Origin of the sequence: Paenalicyclobacillus ferrooxydans (assembly GCF_001399675.1) — a bacterium.
In the GTDB taxonomy this organism is placed as follows: domain Bacteria; phylum Bacillota; class Bacilli; order Alicyclobacillales; family Alicyclobacillaceae; genus Alicyclobacillus_B; species Alicyclobacillus_B ferrooxydans.
Window position 1 is genome coordinate 19608 of sequence record NZ_LJCO01000014.1, and the last position, 19176, is coordinate 38783.

Annotated in this window: 16 protein-coding genes; 5 read left to right on the forward strand and 11 right to left on the reverse strand. The window is 51.2% G+C overall.

Features of this window, described 5'->3' with window-relative positions; genetic code table 11:
* Nucleotides 1–34 precede the first annotated feature (34 nt).
* The 5 genes from AN477_RS03600 to AN477_RS03620 all read right to left on the reverse strand — a co-directional run bounded on the left by AN477_RS03600 (nt 35) and on the right by AN477_RS03620 (nt 5192).
* Nucleotides 35–493 carry a DinB family protein gene (locus AN477_RS03600; protein ID WP_054967814.1) on the reverse strand — a complete coding sequence of 153 codons (459 nt, stop codon included), beginning with the start codon at nt 491–493 and terminating at the stop codon, nt 35–37.
* Between the two features lie 255 nt (nt 494–748).
* The gene (locus AN477_RS03605; RefSeq protein WP_211265946.1) at nt 749–2059 is read right to left on the reverse strand and encodes an MFS transporter; all 1311 of its coding nucleotides are present in this window, start codon (nt 2057–2059) and stop codon (nt 749–751) included.
* 158 nt (nt 2060–2217) lie between these two features.
* A complete protein-coding gene (locus tag AN477_RS03610) occupies nt 2218–3390 on the reverse strand; it encodes a CaiB/BaiF CoA transferase family protein (RefSeq protein ID WP_281176311.1) in 1173 nt (390 codons plus the stop codon).
* Nucleotides 3391–3553: 163 nt separating this feature from the next.
* A complete protein-coding gene (locus tag AN477_RS03615) occupies nt 3554–4318 on the reverse strand; it encodes an enoyl-CoA hydratase/isomerase family protein (protein ID WP_054967816.1) in 765 nt (254 codons plus the stop codon).
* 178 nt (nt 4319–4496) lie between these two features.
* Complete coding sequence (locus tag AN477_RS03620) at nt 4497–5192, reverse strand: GntR family transcriptional regulator (RefSeq protein WP_054967817.1); 696 nt, start codon at nt 5190–5192, stop codon at nt 4497–4499.
* Between the two features lie 195 nt (nt 5193–5387).
* Here AN477_RS03620 and AN477_RS03625 point away from each other — a divergent pair, with 195 nt between their 5' ends.
* The 3 genes from AN477_RS03625 to AN477_RS03635 all read left to right on the forward strand — a co-directional run bounded on the left by AN477_RS03625 (nt 5388) and on the right by AN477_RS03635 (nt 7716).
* Entirely contained in the window at nt 5388–6293 is a 906-nt protein-coding gene (locus AN477_RS03625; RefSeq protein ID WP_054967818.1) for an ATP-binding protein, read from the forward strand.
* A 181-nt stretch (nt 6294–6474) separates the two neighbouring features.
* On the forward strand, nt 6475–7455 hold the full coding sequence (locus AN477_RS03630) for a quinone oxidoreductase family protein (RefSeq protein WP_054967819.1): 981 nt from the start codon (nt 6475–6477) through the stop codon (nt 7453–7455).
* A gap of 33 nt (nt 7456–7488) precedes the next feature.
* Nucleotides 7489–7716, forward strand: a complete 228-nt coding sequence (locus AN477_RS03635) for an alpha/beta fold hydrolase (protein ID WP_054967820.1) — start codon at nt 7489–7491, stop codon at nt 7714–7716.
* A gap of 141 nt (nt 7717–7857) precedes the next feature.
* Here the strand turns inward: AN477_RS03635 and AN477_RS03640 are convergent, their stop codons facing one another.
* The 6 genes from AN477_RS03640 to AN477_RS03665 all read right to left on the reverse strand — a co-directional run bounded on the left by AN477_RS03640 (nt 7858) and on the right by AN477_RS03665 (nt 15336).
* The gene (locus AN477_RS03640; protein ID WP_054967821.1) at nt 7858–8568 is read right to left on the reverse strand and encodes a class II glutamine amidotransferase; all 711 of its coding nucleotides are present in this window, start codon (nt 8566–8568) and stop codon (nt 7858–7860) included.
* Nucleotides 8561–10138 (reverse strand): APC family permease, encoded by a 1578-nt coding sequence (locus AN477_RS03645; RefSeq protein WP_054967822.1) that lies wholly within the window; start codon nt 10136–10138, stop codon nt 8561–8563. Before AN477_RS03645 ends, AN477_RS03640 begins: the two co-directional genes overlap by 8 nt.
* A gap of 329 nt (nt 10139–10467) precedes the next feature.
* The gene (locus AN477_RS03650; RefSeq protein ID WP_054967823.1) at nt 10468–11910 is read right to left on the reverse strand and encodes a serine hydrolase domain-containing protein; all 1443 of its coding nucleotides are present in this window, start codon (nt 11908–11910) and stop codon (nt 10468–10470) included.
* Between the two features lie 28 nt (nt 11911–11938).
* Nucleotides 11939–12985 carry a dipeptidase gene (locus AN477_RS03655; RefSeq protein WP_054967824.1) on the reverse strand — a complete coding sequence of 349 codons (1047 nt, stop codon included), beginning with the start codon at nt 12983–12985 and terminating at the stop codon, nt 11939–11941.
* A 103-nt stretch (nt 12986–13088) separates the two neighbouring features.
* Nucleotides 13089–14213: an o-succinylbenzoate synthase gene (menC, locus tag AN477_RS03660; protein ID WP_083485924.1), complete on the reverse strand. Its 1125-nt coding sequence runs from the start codon at nt 14211–14213 to the stop codon at nt 13089–13091.
* A 175-nt stretch (nt 14214–14388) separates the two neighbouring features.
* The gene (locus AN477_RS03665; protein WP_054967825.1) at nt 14389–15336 is read right to left on the reverse strand and encodes a MurR/RpiR family transcriptional regulator; all 948 of its coding nucleotides are present in this window, start codon (nt 15334–15336) and stop codon (nt 14389–14391) included.
* Between the two features lie 598 nt (nt 15337–15934).
* On the opposite strand from AN477_RS03665, the gene AN477_RS03670 reads away from it, so the two are divergent.
* Both AN477_RS03670 and AN477_RS03675 read left to right on the forward strand, forming a co-directional pair.
* Nucleotides 15935–17659: a class I adenylate-forming enzyme family protein gene (locus AN477_RS03670; RefSeq protein ID WP_083485925.1), complete on the forward strand. Its 1725-nt coding sequence runs from the start codon at nt 15935–15937 to the stop codon at nt 17657–17659.
* Between the two features lie 142 nt (nt 17660–17801).
* On the forward strand, nt 17802–18989 hold the full coding sequence (locus tag AN477_RS03675) for a serine hydrolase (RefSeq protein WP_054967827.1): 1188 nt from the start codon (nt 17802–17804) through the stop codon (nt 18987–18989).
* Nucleotides 18990–19176 lie beyond the last annotated feature (187 nt).

The window sequence follows — 19176 nt, forward strand, 5'->3', positions numbered from 1 at the left end:
ACCGGCCGGGGAGAATGTAGCAAACCAAATCACGTTACATTTGCGGAGGTTCCAACCCCATCTGACGCATGAGCAAGTTTACTTGACCATAGTGGTAAGCCTCGTGTTCAAACACACGGTGAAGGATCCAGTGAACCGTCGTTGTGCGCGGCTTACCGCGAAACCCCTCCCCCAGCGTGCGAACGGACTCTAGCTGTGCCTCGTCCATGGTATCTAGAAGTTGCAGCGTCTGACTGCGTGTGTAATGGAGGTAGTCAAGGATCTCTTGAATTGTTGGCAGTTCTGCTTTCCGTTTCAGGGGAACCTCAACATTCTGAATCACATAATGTATGAACCAGTCTTCTGATTGCGCAACGTGGCGCAGTGAGAAACCGATGGAGTTTTTTGAACCTGTCGCTTGCCACTCCAATTGCTCTTGTGTCAGTTTTGCGTACCGGTCAAAAAAAGAATCTCTCAGGTCATTACAGTAGGGAAAGTAACGTTTCACAGACATGAGATTCACACCTTCCGTTGGTTGTATAAGTCTTGTATCAGTTGGTTCTATAAGTTGGTTGTATAAGTTGGTTGTATAAATTGTAATGCCTGTCAATGAACAACAGATTGTACCGCCTGTCTAGAATGCCGCTTTATGCACACCAGCAGTTCCTTAAGAATCGCTCACCGTCCCTCGTATGGAGGGTGGCGAAACAGCCAAAAGAACGCAGGGGGAACGGGTCCCTGCGTTCTTTGTCAGCTCGAAGAGAACGGATTAGTCTGGCAAGACGTCGCCCTTTGTCTCAAGCGCTGCAGGAATGACCAGCAGTCCAATGATAAAGGCAATTGCGGTTAACGCCACCGGCGTACCCAGCGTTCCCATGCCCTTTACCATCGCTCCAATCAGGAATGTGACGGCAGCACCGACGAAGCGGCCAATTGATGTTGTAAATGCAAAGGCGGATGCGCGCACCTCAGTGCGGTATTGCTCTGGCAGCCAAAGGCTAAACATTGCAAAGTTTCCACCGCCAAAACCAAGGAAGAACAGGACCACAATGAACGGTGCCAAACCGTGGGACAGGTAGAACGCCCAACCAAACGACAGCACAATGGCGACGACCATAATCGCAAAGTAAACAGCAAGCGCTTTCTTCCGTCCGATGCGCTCAGCAAGCGGCGGGAGTGCAATACAACCAAGGATAGTACCTATCGACAGGATACCAGTTCCAATCGAAGACATATGAACGGCTCCGGTCGCTGACATGCCAGCCTTCTTTGCCAGGTCAATAATTGCAGTCGGCTCATACACTGTACCAGCCCACAACCCAATGATGGCAACTGTCAGGAGAATCGAGTTGATCCAGGTACGTTTACGGTACTCGGGTGTAAACAATGCAGCCAATGTCTTGCGTTTTTGCGCTTTACGCTCTGCAGCCTTCACAGCTTTCTTCCACTTATCCGGCTCTTTGACACCCACTAACACCCAGAATGACACAAGGGCAGGAACGAGTCCGAACATGAACATCGGGCGCCAACCGAAGTGCGCACCCACCGTGTAATTGAGTGCAGCAGCGAGAAAGAATCCAGCGTAGTAACCTGTTTGCAGGTAACCGGCACCCATTTTCCGCCTGTCCTCTGGCCATGATTCCGAAACAAAGGTTCCTGCCATGGACCATTCACCGCCAATACCGACGCCGGCAAGGAGGCGGAATACAGCCAACTCCCAGATGTTCTGAGCAAAAGCACTAAGGAATGTAAAGAGTGCGTAAACAAGAATCGTTGCCATCAGAGCTTTCGCACGACCAAACTTGTCTGCAATCGGTCCCCACAGGAATGATAAGCCCCACCCGATGAGGAATAAGGCAAACATGATGGATCCACCAAAACCAATGTTTCCAGCCGTAGCTGCAATGCCGGAGCGCGGCAATAACTCTTTCATCGCCGGGGCGAGAACTAACGCGTAAATGACAGAGTCCATACCGTCAAGCATCCATCCAAACCACGCCGCCCAAAATCCATTGATTTGGTGACGGTTCAGTTTGGATTTCGGTTGGAAATCCGTCCGTGTAGACATCGGAACACTCATACTATTTTTTCATCTCCTTTTATTAACTCTTCAAGCGCTATTGAAAATATTCAAATCACATTTGGGTATCTTGCTGCATGTGGTAAAACCTGGTCCTGCTTGGTTGTCATACAACCAGGTACGGTCACCTCCTTCAGGAAAACTTCATGTGACCTTCGTCAATCCGCAGTGTGAATTTTTACAGATTTGGTCAATGCGGTTGCGTCGAGTTGAAACTCATGGAGTATTTCTTCACTGTGTTCCCCAAGCAAAGGCGGCGGCGATACTGACTCGTCATCGTCAGAGACGCCGTGGTATTTTATGGGCGTTGCTACCATCTGGATCACATCAGCTCGAGGATGCTCCGCCTCGATGACCATCTGCCGCTCCTGAATCGCGGGGTCGGCATAGATATCAGAAAAGCGATTGATGGGTCCGCAGGGGATATTCGCTTCAGTAAATCGTACAACCCATTCGCGGACAGTATGCTTGGAAAACTCAGACTCCAGAATCGGAATCAGCTCGTCTCGATTTGAGACTCTGTCTGGATTGGTTGCAAATCGTGGGTCGTTCGTAAGCTCCGCTCTTCCAATCACGTCACAGCACTTGGCCCATAGCTTGTCATTTCCGACAGCGAGGTTAAAGTGTCCATCCATGGCCGGGAAAGATTGATAGGGGCAAATGTTGGGGTGCATGTTTCCGAGCGGTCTCGGGTTGTTTCCTGTCGCAAAGAAGTTCCCTGCCTGGTAGGTCTGCCACGAGAGCATCGTTTCAAGCAACGATACGTCAACCCACTGCCCTTTTCCGGTGAGTGCCCGCTGATGCAGCGCCGTCAAAATACCAATGATAGCCCACATACCGGTACCGACATCGGCCAGCGAATACCCGCCCTTCAGTGGATGTCCACCGGGATCCCCCGTGACAGACATAAAGCCGCTCATGCCCTGTGCTATCAAGTCATATCCCGGTGTGGTTCGATAGGGGCCAGTTTGGCCAAAACCAGAGATCGATGCCAGGATAATATCCGACTTGATTTTCTGCAGTTCCGCAAAACTAAACCCAAGCCTGTCCAGCGTTCCGGGTTTGAAATTTTCAACCACCACATCGGCTTTTTCAATCAACCCTCGTAACGCTGTTTTTCCTTCCTCTGACTTCAGGTCGAGCACGATACTGCGCTTGTTTCGGTTCACACTGAGGAAATAGCTGCTCTCCCCATTGATAAACGGCGGTCCCCAAGTCCTAGTATCGTCGCCCCCAGGCGGCTCGACTTTAATCACATTTGCTCCCATGTCTGCAAAGTACATGGTGCAGTAAGGTCCACTCAAAATCCTCGTCAAATCCACAATGACCAAGTCGCTAAGATGTTTCAGAGTGATACACTCCTTCCCCTGGTGTCTCGTACATAAAGCGCGTCACCGTCACAACTGCCCAAGCAAAATTGTAAACGCATACATACAGACTAATAGAAACATTCAATCATTGTTACCAAAAAAGTCCGTTCAGTCAATAGGGTTTCTATCGGAAGCGCGCGATGCGCTTTTCATTAAAGGCACTGACACCTTCCACAAAATCAGCTTCGTCTACCCAATCTCCAACTTTCGGATGGGTCTCTGTGAGCACTGACCGTACACTCTCTTTGACCGCCGACATCGATGCTTTTGACTGGCCGAGGATTGACCGCGCAATCGCGAAAGCCCTTTCGTCCAGTTCATCTTCAGTCACAAGCTCATTGAGCAACCCGAGGCGAAGCGCAGTCTCAGCGTCATACCGTTTTGCCGTGTAGACCATTTCCTTGGTACGGCTTGGACCAAGGTGATTGATCATGCGCCGGATGAACGGCGGTTGCAGTGTAATGCCGAGTTTACCGACGGGCATCCCGAAACTGGCGTGCTCCGACCCTATCCGTAGATCGCATGCCAGCGTGAGTACGAAGCCAGCTCCAAACGCAGGTCCGTTGACGACAGCAATCGTAGGAATCTTGAGGCTTTCCACTGCATGAATGGCCCGTTCCATCTGCTCAAACGCCAGGTTGGCCTGTGGTCCGGTCAGGGTTGCAAATTCCTTGATGTCACTCCCTGCTGTAAAATCCCGTCCACTTCCACGCAGAATGAATAATTCCACTTTTGCAGGCAGATTGGTGCACCAGTCCTCCAGTTGCTTCCACATGCTTTGCGTCAACGCATTTCGTCGATCCGGTCTGTCGAAAGTGACAATCCCAATCCGTCCCGAGGTTTGCAAACGCATGCTGCTCTCTTCCAAGCGACTCACCACGACTCGCATTTCATCACCTCCATGTAGATTGTCGACAATCAACGTAGACATTATCTCAATGTTATATTTTAGCGTCAATACTCTGAACATTGATTTTATCGGTATCTTTACGCAAGCTCTGTCATTCATGTGCTTGCCCTTTATCCGCAGGTGATAAGGTCATGACAGACTCGGTTGCCACGGTGCATCATGCTCCGTCGCTTGTCTGCTCGCGGGCTTGCAAAGCTCGGTCCTTCCCGTGCGTTACATTGTTGACCAAACGCTCTTTGGCCAGAACAAAGTCCCCCACTTCCATTGCATCGACGATTCCCTTGTGCTCTTCGTATGATGTACGCATATCGTGCGCTTCTTGGGTCGAAGCCTGGAGCAGGATGATAAAGACGTTGTTCAACTGATGGTAAATCCGCCACAAAATCTGGTTTTTACCCAGTTCAAACAGCAACTGATGGAACACGTCATTCAGTTCTGCGTACTCATCCGAATTCGCCTCACTCAAGGCCACTTCCATCCGTTCCAGCACACGCCGAAACTTTTGGCTGCAAGTGTCATTCCAAGCCTTTTGCAACTGGTCTATGGCCAGACACTCAAGGCCAATCCGAACGTCGTACAATTCATGGACTTCCTTTTCCTCATAGGCACGGACCACTGTCCCTCGTCGAGGCAGCCGTTCGACCAGGCCTTCGAGTTGTAACAGGTAAAGAGCCTCCCGTACCGGAGCACGGCTGGTATGGAACACCTTTGCCAACTCTTCTTCCTTCAGACGCTGACCTGTGACATACTCACCTTCAAAAATCTGACGCGCAATTTGCTCGGAGATTTGCACAGGCAACGACTGACCAAACTCGGGTTGTTCAAAGAGCGATGGAAACTCGCGAAACGCCATCTGATTCACCCTTTCACGACATTGTGGGTCCATCTGCAAGTGAGTTACATTCGATTCAGTCTATCAAAATCCTTCTGACCGCTCCGACCACCCACGAGGTCCAAATGTTATAATGCTCTCGTTGACGTCACGCGCACGGTGATAACCAAATGCCATATCCGATGATTCTACAGTCAAGGTCTTGGAGGCTTGCTCATGCAGATATACGGCTTATTTGGCCCAAGCGGATCAGGAAAAAGCTATATGGCTCAGTATATTGCAGAGGAAGTCGACGCAGACTGGATTATCGATGACGGCTTGCTGATTTGGCATGGTCATATTATTGCAGGTGAATCGGCGAAATTCGAAAAAACCAAAATGGCTGCAGTCAAACGCGCGATTTTCACAGACCCGGCTCACAAGGCCCAAGTCAGTCAGGCACTTAGCCGATTGCCTCGAGAGAGTCGGCTTTTAATCATCGGAACGTCCAAGAAGATGATCCGGATAATCTGTGAGAACCTAGAACTTGATGGGGCGAATGTTACCTTTATTCCCATCGAAGAGATGATAGGCGCAGAAGAGATCAACCTGGCCCAAAATCTGCGTCAATACGGCATGCACGCCATCCCTATCAACGAAACCAAAATCGAAGAAACACCGATGGGCCGTTTGCTTGCACGCATTCGCTTTCACAGAGACAGGTGGCTGGAATCTGAAAAAGTACAAGCGAGTCCAGCGAAAACTGAACACCACTCCGGACGGGGCCGTACAGAACAGGGTGCTTCAAAGCGAGGTGTTCCTGTCGAGTTACAGGGTTCCCTCGCACGGACGATTGTCAACCCGCCTTTTGCAGGTGGGGCCATTCATATTCATCCGCGCGCCATTCGTGACTCCATTTTGTATCTTTTGGCGGAACAGGATTACCCGGTCCAGGTAGAGAAGGTCACAGTTGATATTGGCGACATTCCATCTGTCCAGCTTCGTCTCAAGACAAAAATGGGTTATCCAATCCAGGAAGTGGCCCCCAAAATTCTCGACGCGCTGCGCACCTATTTCAGCAACTGCTTGGGGCTGTCCCTGGTACACATCCAGATTGCTGTCGTCGGTTTACTGCTTAAGTAAACAGACTCTTTGCTATACTTAATGCAAATACAAAGATACACAAAAGCTCTGCATCTAGACAAGTGATATTTGAAAACGCTTTCGAGTCTCTTTTATCTATTTTGTTCCGGTTTTGTTATCTCCGGTTTTGTCATCTACCTTGAATCAAGAAACAACGAAGCTGTAAGCAAGGAGGTTCATGATGAAAGCCATCGTCGTTTCTGAGTTCGGGGCACCTGAGGTGCTGCAGTATCAGGATGTGTCGATACCTGCTGCAGGAGCCCGCGAGGTCCTGATTCGCGTCAAGTCCACGAGCGTCAATTTCGCCGATATTAAGGCAAGGTACGGCAACTACCACAACGGGGCAAAGCCGCCCTTTATACCAGGTCTTGATGTGGCAGGAACCGTCGAAGCCATCGGATCGGATGTAACAGGTTTTACTGTGGGTCAAAGGGTCATTGCGTTTCCGAACAGCGGATCGTACGCCGAGTATGCCGTTGCATCCGAGCAGTTAACCTTTGCACTGCCGGATAGTCTGAACTTTAGCGAAGCAGCCGCATGCCCGACGGTGGCCTTCACCTCGTACAAGCTTTTAACAGAAGTCGGTCGGCTCGCTCCTTCGGAAACAGTGCTCGTGCACGCGGCAGCAGGCGGGATTGGAACAACAGTCATCCAAATGGCCAAAGCCCTCGGAGCGGGGCGCATCATTGGAACGGTGAGCAGCCCCGAAAAAATCACCGCAGCACGTGAAGCCGGTGCCGATGTCGTCATTTGTTACAGCGATACGTTTGATGAATCGGTGCGTGAGTTGACGAATGGACAGGGTGTCGATCTCGTTCTCGACTCTATCGGCAGCTGGGTGTCAGAAAAGAGTATGAACTGCCTCGCCGACTACGGCAGACTCGTCAATTTCAGCAACCCAAGCGGAGAAGGCGGAAAAATCCTGACCACCGACCTTCACTCCTCGTGCCGTTCGGTACTTGGATACAGTCTTGGCACCACCCTCCGAAAGCGCCCTCAGGCCCTTCAAGATACTGCACAGGATGTCCTTCGCCTGCTTGCGCAGGGAACCGTAAAGATGAACATCGGCGAACGATTTGCCCTGCACGATGCTGCTAAAGCACATCGATGGATGGAAAGTCGCCAAAGTACAGGCAAGATTTTGCTCGATGTGTTGCAATAACCCCGCCCTCAGATGGTGTCCGACACCTCCCTGATGGACCTCGGAACCTTGGGGCAGTTCGGATTCGTACCAGAGTGGCCGGGAGTCGATGTATTTCCGCCGCAGCCGATGGTCTCACAAACACGACACGTACTCGATCAATACCGAAACAACGGAGGCCGTTACGAGGAATTTGTTGTCGAGGGAACCGGCCATTCGCCACACATTGAGAAACCGGAAGTCGTGTGGGAAAAACTGATTGCGCATTTTGCGAACTCCTAAAAGAGCAACTTGGCGCAACCGGATGCAGAAGTGCAAAGGTGCAGACCATGACGCACACGAGACCGACTGACTTCCCTTGAAATGAAACGGGGACCACACATGAAGATGAGTGCGGCCCCCGTGCAACGGGTTCATCTGTTGTCAGTCTGTATTTGTGGCAACCATTGGTTGGCTGGCGACTTCTACCGCACCTGTAATCTGCTTTAGGCCATCCATCCACGGGAAAAACTTCTGAAACAGCGTTCCATCCGGGCTGTGAACCTCTGTGACAACCCCTTCAAACCCGAGCCCGCGAAATTGCCACAACCGGTTCATATGGTTTCTCCCCGTCGCGACTGCGCTGCCGTCTTTATGCATCGCGATCACGTTCGCGGTCCCATCCCCGAGAGTGTCATCCACGGTCTTTTTCAGCGCATCCACTCGCGAGTACCCGGCAGCGAGATACCCCTGGTACTTGACAAAGCCAATCTCACTGTCAGACTCACCCACCAGGAGTTCCTTCAGTTCGTCTCTCCACTTCGTGCTGTCAGCCAAGTAGCCATTGTGGCCGAATGCGAATGCTTCGTCTTTCAAATAGGGCTGGGTGTTGCGGACAGCAATAGTGGACAAAAACGATGGCCGACGAAGGTGGAATAAGCACGCATCCGCTTCGACGTCTCCAAGTTGAATCTGACCGTGGCGGTCTTCTGCCAAGCTCAGTTCACTTCGGTAGTGCGTCATCTGCCCATCCTTTACCCATGCAACGCCCCAGCCGAAACCGGTCAACCCAAAGCGATCGAGTACCAGCGCGTAAGGAAGGACTTCCGCCAGCATAAATGGTTCATTTTTTCTGAGATACAGCATTTCACACATAGAATGACTCCCCATTTGCAGTATGCACTTCAGTACCCGGTTCAGCTTTTCTCATATAGTTCTCTCCGGACTTGACGGCCCAGTAGTAAATCACAAGACATACCACTGCCACAACAATCGAATCCCACGGTGCAGGAATCGCCTTGATTCCGCCAAACGTCCCGATATACGAAAGCACAAACATCGCTACTAGATAAACCAGCAGCCAGAGACCGCCGAAAATGGAACGGACAGAATCCCGGTTGACAAAGTAGCTAATCAAATAGAGGACAAAACCAACCGCAAGCAGTGGGATGGTCGCTTTCAATGTGTTCCAGCCAGCCCAGTACACGATGAGCGATCCGATGACAAACCCAAGCGGCGCAATCACATTCATGCCCTTAATCTTCTTGTCATCTGTCGTGATGCCGAGTCTGCGGAACACGAGCACGGACACTGCCCCCGCGGAATAGGTGTAAATGCCAAGGGCGCCTGTGATTTCAATGATACTATGCCAACTTTTCAGCGGAACCAGGAATAACAGACCAACCACGAAGTTCAGCATCAAGGCACGGGTCGGGATGCCCCATTTCTCGTTAACCTTCGCGAAATACGTTGGGAAAAACCGGTTCTTCGCAAGACCGTACACCACGCGAGAGTTACTTGCTGTGTACACAAAGCTCGATCCCGCCGGAGACACAACCGAGTCCGCAATAATCATCCAGTACAACCAAGTGAGGTTCATGGTTAAGGCAAGGTCCGCGTACGGAGAGTTGAAGTTGACTCCGTGCCAGCCGTTTTTCAGGGCGCTTGCAGGCACGCCGCCGACAAACGCGACTTCCAGACCGATGTAGAGAATCATGGCAATGATGATAGCTGTAATCACTGCACGCGGCACATCGCGCACAGGATTCGTAGCTTCACCAGCGAGGTCAATTGCTGCACGGAAGCCCGTGTAAGCGAACACAATACCTGCTGTCGCAATGGCCGATAACCCCGCCGCCCAGCCGTTTGGCGCAAAACCATGGCTCGTAAAATTTGAAGGATGAAAACCGGACATGAAAAACATTACGAGCGTCAAGGTCGGGACCACAAACTTCAAGGTCGTCACAATCAAGTTTGCCTTTGCAAAAATATGAACGCCAAAGTAGTTCACTCCGACAAACACAATCATGAGTATAATGGCAAAAACCATGCCGAGACCTGTCAAATGTGAGTTCGCGTAAACTCCTGGCAGAAACTTACTCAGATATTGAATAATGCCGGAAGCCTCTGTTGGCGGGTTTGCCGCGTAGCCGAGCCAAATCCCCCAGCCGACCATCGATGCGACCAGTGAGCCGTTCGTATACATGGGATACCGCACTAAACCGCCAGATTCCGGTTTGACGATAGCCATTTCAATAAAGACCAACGCAACCAAAGCCAGTGTGATGCCTCCGATGATCCAGGTCACAATGGACTCAGGGCCTGCAGCTTGAGCAGCATACATAGATCCAAACAACCAGCCGGATCCGATAACGCCACCGAGAGACGCAGCGGTAAGAGACCAAAAGCCCATCCGTTTTTTCAGAAGGCCGTCTTGATTTTGCATTGTCTTCCTCCTCGTGCTAGCGAATTTTAGAATCGTGGATTTGTCATGACCTCTGCATCTGAGACAGCCGAGAAGACTTTTCTCCCCCCCCTTAAACTGCTTTTGTATTCTGATTGTGACATGCACTTTAACACAAATTCAACTGTTCATTCGATAGCATATATTGACATGAGATAAAATCTTCAAAACAATCCATTGATTTTGTTTGATTTTTGTATTATTGGGAACCCATAGGCGCTTCGAACAAGTAACCAGAAAAACAGTAAACAGCTACCTGTGAAACGGGTTACCCGTCGTCTCAGGTAGCTGTCTTATTGGGTTTACCAGAGTTAAACCCCCGCGGCGAACTCTCCGGAATCTTCCGCAGCGGAGGGTTCTGCGGCAGGGACCTTCCTGATAACGCGGAATCCAAGATGTACCGCATTGACCTCGTCACTCGCATCACGCAAGAACTTATGTGTCAAATCCATCTCTTTCACGCGGAACGTAAATGTGTCCGCCTCCCCGACTGCGGAGACAGGGTATGTCTTCCCCTGAAACTCAGCAACGAGTGCGTTGTCCTCCACGCGGAAGGTCACAGCGGCCCCTTCCTCGGAAACGTATTGTCCAGCGTACTCCTGCAAATCCACGCCATCTGTCGGCCGTGGTGTGAGGTCCACCCGTTTGGTTCCCAGCGGCAGGCCCATTTCGAGATTGAGAGCATCCCGCAGGACATCACCGCACGGCGTGGTTACCAGGTTCGAGAGCATCACACTGGTTAGCGCATGTTCAGGAATCACTGTCAGATAAGCAGATGCCCCTTTGATGTTACCGCCATGCTCAGCCACCAGCACACCGTGAAAGTCCGGGGTAATCATCATCCCGTAACCGTAGAACCAATCAGGGCCACATTCAACGTGTGGTGTCAGGATTTGTGTCACACTGTCCTCAGAAAGCAGTCGCACGTCCCCTACGAGTCCTCCGGTGCGGAATAGTTCCGCATATCGCAGCATATCCGAGGCCGTTGACTTCAGGAAGCCTGCGGCACTCATGACCTTCGACTCCCACCACGTTGGAGATGCATAGACTTCCTCTCCATCTTCCCGGACCCCATAAATCATCGCGACGTTCGTTCGTTCTTGCAACACCCGATGGTCAAACCCACTGTTCAGCATTCCTGCCGGTTGCAAGATATTTTCCTCTACAAATGTTTCATAGGGTTTCCCAGAGACCTTTTCAACGACAGCACCCAAAACGGCAAACCCGTCATTGGAGTAACTGAAGTAACGTCCTGGCTCCCCAAGCAGCTTCACGTCCTGTGCAGCGACAAACTCAAAGAACTCACCATAGGTTCGAATCGGCTCTAACTTTTCGAACGGCTCTTTGGGGGTATCCGGGTCTTCCCGTATCGAATCCAGCATCGCTGCGTACAACGTTCCCAGTGGCGGCAGGCCTGCTGAATGAGTCAGTAAGTGGTGAATGGTGATGCCTGACACATCGGTATTCGCGAGGCGAAACTCCGGCAGGTGCTTCACCACGGGGTCATCGACGGACAACAGTCCTGCTTCCTCCAACTGCATGATTGCAACCGCGGTGAAGGATTTTGTGACCGATCCGATGCCAAATACCGTGTCCTTGTCCAGTTCAAGTTGCTGTTCCCGATCCCGGTAACCAAACGGCTGAAAAGATACCGGTTCCCCATCTCTTGCGACTGCCACGATTACCCCCGGCACGTCATAAGCGGCCAGGACTTTCTGAGCTGCTGCTTCAAAGTCTACTAAGTTTTGAGCCATCTTTATTCCTCCATAGTGAATGTATTTGTTAAAACATGATACGTAGCGCATTTTGATAGGCTATCTGGTCTATTTCAACATCTGTGAACCCGCGTTGTTGCATGCGCTCCAAGAGACGTGGAACGTCGTGTACACCCTCGAGGCCCTGGGTGACGAGATGACTCGGAGACTCATCCAGGTAATCGAGGAAGTCAAACCCAAATCCAACACCATTCGTTCCTATTAAATTAGCTACGTGAACAATGTGGTCGACGAAGTTATCAACGGCAGCTTCATTCCCCGTCAAAAAGCCTGCATACGCGTTGATCCCAACAATGCCCCCGCGCTGGCCAATCGCTCGGATGTGTCTGTCTGGAAGATTTCTCGGAACGTCGCAAAGGGCGCGAGCATTGGAGTGAGAGGCGATAACACACCCTGAAGTGGATTCCAACACTCCATCCGCCGATTCATCATCCAAATGCGAGATGTCGACAACCATCCCCCGCGATTCGAGGTCTTTGACCACAAACCTCCCAAACGATGTCAGGCCCTTGTTCTCCTGCATCTTTCCGGACAGCGGATCGGGCCCAGTTGCGAGGGCATTCGCGTCTCCCCAGACAAGAATCGCATCCCTTGATCCGACAGCCTCTAGCAACGCCATCGACTGGTCGTACTTTTCACGTAACAGTCCATCTTCGCTGAGTCCTCCTGGCTGTGAGCATGGTGAGAGGTCTGACAAGGGCCAGGTCTCAACGAACGTCATCCCTTCCACAGCCAAACACAAAGCGACTTTCCGTGATGCGAGTGCACTTTCCAGTTCATCCCGATTCGTGACAAGTTGAACGACATCGCTGCATTCTCGAACATCCGCTAAGAGCGAGGTCAGCTGTTGCATCAGTCGGATGCCGCTCGTGTCCCGATACTCGGGCTCCGTCCAAAGGGCTGCAACCATCACTCTGGTACCACTGGTCCACAGTCGAGTGTAATGGCGATTGCGAAACACTTGGCGCTCCCCGTGCTGTCGCCGAACGACAATGTCGAGCGGAATGTCTGAGTGCAGATCCATGACAATCTGCGTTAAATCCGGCCTGTCCATTAAATCCCTCCTCAAACTGCTTCTTCCCGGTGCTGCTGACTTTCCCGGCCAAACGACTCAGCGTTCTGTCACAGCTCGGCCTTCCTGCCAAGCCGCCATCTCTTCATGAGAAATCAGCCGGTCGTCTGTAAACCTTGCTCGACAGCGTGTATCGGTCCACTTTCTCCCGATTGACCTCGTACCCAATACCTGGTGCATCAGGGACTGCAATGAACCCATCTGACACAGTGACTTCAGGTTCGATGATATCCTCGTCCCAGTATCGCGATGATGCGGCCGTATCGCCTGGCAGCAGAAAGTTGGACAAGGTTGTAATCGCCACGTTGTGCGCACGTCCAACTCCAGCCTCGAGCATCCCGCCACACCAGACAGGAATCTGGCGTTCGGCACATAAGTCATGGATCTTCTTCGCTTCCGTGAGCCCCCCGACGCGTCCGATTTTAATGTTGATGATGCCGCAGCTGCCCAAATCTATGGCTTTTCGCGCATCATCGACGGAATGAATGCTCTCATCGAGACAAATCGGCGTTTGAAGTTGCGCCTGGAGCTTCGCATGGTCGATGATGTCGTCCGATGCAAGTGGCTGTTCAATCATCATCAGGTTGAATTCATCCAGCTGTTTCAAGTGGTCCGTGTCTTCGAGGCGGTATGCAGAATTGGCGTCGACCATCAAGGGTACATCAGGAAAGTGTCGGCGAACCTCGCGGATGACTTCAACATCCCTGCCTGGCATCACTTTGAGTTTCACGCGTTTGTAGCCTTGCTCGAGGTGGTCTTGGATGGTCTGAATGAGTGCCTTCACGTCCTTGTGAATGCCAATGCTGACGCCAACTTCGATGTTGTCCCGGCTCCCGCCTAGTGCCCGAGCCAGAGGAACCTGCTGTTTTTTCGCGTAGAGATCCCAGATTGCGCCTTCTATTGCGGCCTTGGCCATATGGTTCTTGCGAATGAAGGAGAGCTTGGCCGAGACATCGTCCGGGTGCTCGATGGAGTCCTGTATTAGTTTCGGAATCATGTAGTCCTCGAGCATATTCCAGTTGGTTTTAACGGTTTCTTCGTTGTACCAAGGAATGAGCATGGCAACCGACTCGCCCCATCCACAGAGTCCGTCCTCATCGACAGCCTCTACCAATAGCAGTTCTTTACGCTGCTGGGTTCCAAAGCTGGTCGTAAAGGGAAATTTCATATTCATTTCGAGATGACGCACAATCACGCGTTCTAACTTCACCTGGTTACCTCCCTCTCACAGATGCTAATCTCGTTCCAAACCATTCGCGTCCAGCAGATACACAGGTTCAGAGCCATCGAAACTCCACTGTATATATCCCCTCTCCAATGGAGGATGAGGCGGCGTATTGTCCTTTTTGCATTGACGTGTTGTCGGCCTCCTTCTTGTTAAACTCTTATTCATAGAAGGCTCCGTCTGGCGCATCCACGTCTTCGTCTTGATTTTGCCGCTGACGCCCTGTGGCCCCTTTGCTCGCTCCAGCTCGCGACATTTCCCGATGCTCCAGCCACAAGTCCCAATTTTCATCGTAAATCAGTAACTTTTGCTGCACCTGCGGCCAATCTTTAGCGGCTACATGAGTAACGAAAGCGTTCATGAGTGAAAAAACAGCAGCCATTCCCTTGAATACGGACGGCTGCGGCGCCAACACACACACGTCTGCGAGCAGTCCCGCCGGTGAAATCTCAGAATCTGTGAACGCAATGACTGTGGCTCCTTTTGACTTTGCAACTTTTGCAAACGCCAGTGTCTCTTCGTTATACCGTGGGAGCGATACGACGAGTACGACAGAATCCTGGTTGATCTTCGAAATCAGTTGAACGGTGTCGTCGAGCTGACCTCGAAACAGGTTGACATTTCCAAGCAAAAAATTGAGGGAGTACCATAGCCAATACGCTGGAGAAAATGAAAAGCGCACACCAGCTACGAAGACCTTCTCTGCACCTACGACGGCATCGGCTGCTCTATCAAACACCGTGAGGTCGATTCTTTCAAGCGCCATCTGCAAGTCCATGACGTCCTGTTGAATGACCATGCGGATGTGGTCTGCGTCTTCGATAATGTCCTTGGTTGTCGTATGGTACTGTTTCATTGGGTCCGCATCAGGTTTGGAAAACAACAGTTCTTTTCTGATATCGTTTTGCATTTCGCTGTAACCCGAATACCCCAACGAATAGCAGAACCGGATCACGGTTGTTTCACTTGTACCTGTCAGTTCTCCAACTTTCTTGGCTGGATAGAGCGCAATTAGCTTGGATTCACTCAGGACGAATCGAGCAACGTCTTGTTGCCCCTTTGACAGACTTGAAAACTGTTCTTGAATGCGGGCATTTAAGGTTTGCATTGAAGCTGCTCAACTCCTCATCACGATTGTCATGACATCCCCTTCCACATCACAAATTCAAGATCATCACTGAGCATGGTACGCAACTCCGGAACATGGGGGGTGAGCCTCAAGGCTAGTGAACCTCAAACCGGAGGTGTCAAGGATGGCGCCCAATCAAGTTTCCACTCGCGGACGCTCTGCAACCTTCTCTCGTGTCCTTTTTGTACTACAACATGTTCTGTGCGCTTCAGAATGAACTACTCGTGCAGTTTAGGCTTCATTGATGAAATACTATGAGAAAGATAATTCACAGTTAATACAGAAGAGATAAAATAATAAGACCAATCGGATGGTTACATTCAAAGATATATAACGTTGCCTTCAAATATATTTAACTGTGAGGCTTGTGCTTGGTGCGATATGGATGTGCCAAAATAGGCGCGGTCGATGAACGGTACCGGAGCCTATTTGTCTCTTCCACTCTCTCTGCCAAAACTGAAGTTCACATGTGATAAAATCGAACTCATAGGAGGTGAAGGCCACAGTCCGGATCACGCATACATAAGGAATTCTTCCTAAACTCACAGACGCTGTCCGAACTGTGATGGCCACAGTGATGCTGCCATCAGTCGAGGAACGTCGCGCCGCTCTCAATGCACTTGTACCAGCATGGGAACGCCGCACACTAGGAGATCATTTTGCAGAATATTGCAACAAGCACAGTGACAGAAGCTTGCTTATTACGCCTACTACTCAGTACACATATGAAGACGTGTGGATGAAATCGTGGGAAGTGAGCAAATCACTGCTAGCCTTGGGTGTCCGTCGCCGCGATCACGTCGCCATCCTCATGGCCAACGAACCGGAGTTCGTATTTACTATCATTGCCCTATCCCTTGTGGGAGCTGTCGGAATCCCGATTAATACGATGCTTCGCCCCGATGAGCTCAACTTTGTCCTGCGTCAGTCGGATTCCCGCTTTTTGCTGATGCATCAGTCCGCTGCAGGTCTCTCCCATGCCAGAACCGCATCCGAACAGCTGCGCTCAGCAGAAACGCCATCTGATTGGTCGCTCCAACACGTCGTCTGCATTCCAACAGGACAAGAACCGATTCCCGACAATCTGATACCATGGGACGATTTCGTCATACAAGGGCAATCTATCCCGGATTCTGCGGTGGAACGAAGATGGCGAGACAGCAAATACCCTGACGAAACGGCATTTATCATCTATACGTCTGGTTCTACCGGAAAGCCAAAGGGCGTCATGCTCACCCATGACAACTTCCTCCGTTGTGCCTACTCCACGTGCTTGAGTCGCGCCTTTGAGGACGGACGACGCGTGTGTACAGCGTTGCCCCTATACCATGTGTTTGCGCTGGAGGAAGGATTGCTTGCCTGTTCTTTCGTCGGTGGCACAGTCATTACTGCGCCAACATTTTCACCAAAGCAAACACTTGAAATGATGTATTACCATCAAGCCAATGACTTCCTGTGTGTTCCGTCCATGCTCGTGGCGCTTTTGGACCACCCAGACATCTCAAAATACGACTGGTCCAATATGCACGCCCTCATGTGCGCGGCGGCGCCCGCACCGGTTCCGTTGTGGAAGCGGGCCGTGACCGTGTTCGGGCTTACGGAGCTCGCTACCGGTTACGGTGGCACCGAAGTAACCGCGTCTACGACCCATAATGAAGTGGGCGATCCGGTGGAACTCGTTTCCACCCGTGTTGGCCGCATTAAGCCAGCTGGTGCATCAGGACTTCCCGAATATGGCGGAGCGAATGTACAGTACAAGGTCATAGACCCAGATACCGGTGAGGATTTACCTATCGGATCGATAGGCGAACTCACCGTACGTGGAAACATCGTCACACGCGGATACTATAAAAGTCCCGATGAAACAGGACGTGCGATTGATGAAGACGGCTGGTTTCGCAGTGGAGACCTGGGGCGTATTGATGAACAGGGGTATATCGAACTGTTGGGTCGTTCCAAAGATATGTACAAGGTTTCGGGAGAGAACGTGTCACCAAAAGAAGTCGAAGATGTGATTACCTCGCACCCGGCAGTACGACAAGCCTACGTCGTCGGTGTACCGGACGCTCGCACAACGGAAATCGGGGCGGCTTTTGTAGAGCTTAGGCCAAATCAAAGTCTCACACGGCGCGAACTGATAGATTGGTGCAACGCTTGCCTCGCCAAGTTCAAGGTACCCCGACACATTTGGTTTATGGAACCAGTCGACTGGCCCATGACAGGAACCGGGAAGATACAGAAGTTCAGGCTTCGAGACCTTGCTGTAGACAAGGTCACTGCACCTGAGCGGGCTGACGCATAAGTCGGCCCGCTCAGCTGACTACCCTCTCTCTAACCACATCTGCTAGATTCCCCATAAAACGATTCTAATTTTCCATTCCAGTTCAATGCCTCCAGTACCGCGCATATCATTTCTTGATTGAAAATTTCAAGAGGTGAAGTTCGTGAACAAAGGACTAATTTCTTCACTCGTTGCTGCGGCCGTGTTGGTAGGAGGAGTTGGTCTTCACGTCTCGACGGCACAAGCCTCGCTGACTTATCCTGTCAAACGAGACAGGATAACGCTGGATGGTGAGTCGGTCAGCCTCCCTTATGGCCTCGTTACCAATGGAACGACCTACATGCCCATCTGGTACTTGACTGACGCTCTAAGCCGAGTTGGAATTCACAACACCTGGAATGGCACCTCGTTGCAACTCACAACCCCTGCGAATGCCCCAGTCGATCTCGATGGAATCCATCCCGGTCATGGCAACATGAACATCGTGATTAATGGAACACTGGTCCAAAATGTATCTGGAATCACGTATGTTGATCCCGCTTCTGGCAAGCCAACCACCTACATGCCAATCTGGTACGTCATGCAGGTCCTGAATCGCATGGAGATACGAAGCAACTGGAACGGAACCAACTGGGATTTGTGGAACACCCCTATCTTTGGTACTGAGTTTGAGAATTTCGTCAGGTCCCGCGCCAGTACAGTTTCGGTGGCCGTCTACGATGCCAATAATGGACAGACGTATTTGTTCAATCCGAATCTGCGGTTCGACACCGCGAGTATTGTGAAAGCCACCATCATGGCGAACCTGTTGCATCAGTCCGAAATTCACCACACGCTGCTCACCGCGGAAGAAAAGTCCCTAATGCCCCCGATGATTGAGTACAGCAACAACAATGACGCTTCCGCCTTATGGAATTTGTCCGGAGGAGCCACTGGAATTGGCCAATTCCTGCGCGTAGCAGGAATGGATCAGACCACACCCGGTGCATACGGATACTGGGGATTGACCCAGACCTCTGCACTCGATCAGGTCAAACTAATCCGCGATTACGCTTATCCAAACCCGTTGCTAGATGCACAAGAGCGCAATTATGGACTTTATTTAATGGAGCATGTTGTGAACTACGAGGATTGGGGTGTGTCTGGGGGTGTACCTGACACTGCGACAGTGGCCCTCAAGAATGGTTGGCTGCCCATCGAATCGCAAGGATGGGAGATCAACAGTATTGGTTACATTGTAGGAGACGGTCGGAACTACGTCGTGGCCGTCCTGACGCGGAACAACCCGTCAGAAGCATACGGGATTGCGACCATCCAAGGTATCTCCCGCATCCTGTGGCAGGAGCAATAACAGACAGGACCGACATCGACTATGCAGGAACACGGAGCAGGGAGAATCAATAAAAAAAGCAGGCCAATAGCGTTACGCATTGGACGAGAGTCCGAACGGGGTTCGACTTTAAACAGTTCTAAACCTTCAATGGTATAATGCACCTAACACATCTTGTGTAATCTTTGTCGAACCCTGGAGGACTCTT